This is a genomic window from Paracholeplasma morum, assembly GCF_016907055.1.
Taxonomy (GTDB): domain Bacteria; phylum Bacillota_I; class Bacilli_A; order Acholeplasmatales; family UBA5453; genus Paracholeplasma; species Paracholeplasma morum.
Map to the genome: position 1 here is coordinate 1 of NZ_JAFBBG010000027.1, position 1,596 is coordinate 1,596.

The 1,596-nt window shown below is 36.7% G+C and carries 1 protein-coding gene; it reads right to left on the minus strand.

The genetic code is table 11. The annotated features are described in order from the left end of the window. Positions 1–136 precede the first annotated feature (136 nt). Positions 137–1,306 (minus strand): chromate efflux transporter, encoded by a 1,170-nt coding sequence (chrA, locus tag JN09_RS07565; RefSeq protein WP_204434566.1) that lies wholly within the window; start codon positions 1,304–1,306, stop codon positions 137–139. Positions 1,307–1,596 lie beyond the last annotated feature (290 nt).

Consider the following 1,596-nt stretch of genomic DNA (forward strand, 5'->3'; position numbering starts at 1 on the left):
ACCGTAGGGACTACGGGGATAGCCTATTGAGTCACTGGTGGGTACATCGGTTTGGATAGGAAGCCCCCACTTCGATTAAGTGGTGGGTAGTTCACTAAAAGGCATTTGGTACAATCTATCGTAGCTCATAATCCTCCTAGAATATTAAACCTATTAGTAAGACTAATACAACAATGAGTGGGGCACTGATTTTCTTGGTTAACAGTAATACCAGTGTTAACCCTAATATCCCATATAAGACAAACTCACCATCTAAGTTAATCACTTGTTTAATGCCTGTTGTCATAACCACCGATGAGGCCGTAATCGTAATCCCTTTTAGGAAATGCTTAACATGAGTTAAATTTCTGGCTTGTTTCCATAAGGGATAAATGAAAAACACCAATAGAATTCCCGGTAAAAATATACTTAAAGAGGATAAAATCCCAATCAATAAAGCATAAGGTGAATCGCTAAATGCCCTTGACCCTATAAATGACGCAAAACTGAATAATGGTCCTGGGATGGCTTGGTCAATCGCGTATCCAGCTAGGAAGTCTTCAAGACTGATTAACCCAGTTTGGACTAAGTCAGTAATCATTAACGGAATGACCACTTGTCCACCCCCAATAACCTGATACCCATATCGGTAAAATGAGACTAGCAAAGTGATTAATGTTTGATCAAATACAATAACCATTATCTCATTGAATATGGCAATACCGATAACGCTAATCACTATCCAATAATTGAGTTTGATTGAAGTCTTCAACAGTTTAGAATGATCATAGTGGGTGAGCAATTGGTATAACCCTCCAAGCAATAGTAACCCTGGAATTATCCACATCGAATAACTGACTAAGAAGTAGGATAGTGCTAACATCACAGTATATAACAAGATATTACTTTTATTCTTTCCTATCTTCAGGGTCATATTGATCCCTGCATATAAGATAAACCCTATGGCAACAGCTGGTAAGAACTGAATCATGTCATTCAATCTGCCGATAGATTTAATGACTCCAAAGAATAATCCAAATAGTCCCATAATCACAATCGCAGGCAATGCCCACACAAGAAAACTTAAGATTGCAAGTTTTTTACCACCGACATGATAACCTATCGCAGTGATGGTTTGAGTACTACTAGGACCAGGTACTAACGTATAAAGCCCGATAAGTTCACTGAGTTCATCTTCGCTTAAATAGCCTTTCTTCTTGACTAAGTAAGACTGAAACACACCATAATGAGCTTCTGGGCCACCATAAGATCCTAAAGAACATAAAAATACGTCTTTTAAAAATGTTAGATGGTTTTCTTTTTTCATAGGCACCTCACTTTACTTCATTTTATCAAATGTTTGTTTAGGTGTCGAATAGTTTGAAGCCCTTAACATAAAATAATGAGAACAAAGAGGCGAATAAATCACCTGTTACCAAATTAGTCCTCTTATTTAAAACAACTACATATCAAACAAATTTGTACATATGTTCACTTCTTTTAAATTACGAGTGTTTATGGATTTTTTTTTCTGACGAGTGGTGAAGAGTGTTGGTCACGTGTAGGATTGATATCTTAACAAAGACAACATCTCACCATCCAAAAACTGATGACAAT

Bases quoted from the DNA above. Each gene is read 5' to 3' on its own strand.
- chrA (WP_204434566.1), bottom strand. From the start codon at position 1,306: ATGAAAAAAGAAAACCATCTAACATTTTTAAAAGACGTATTTTTATGT.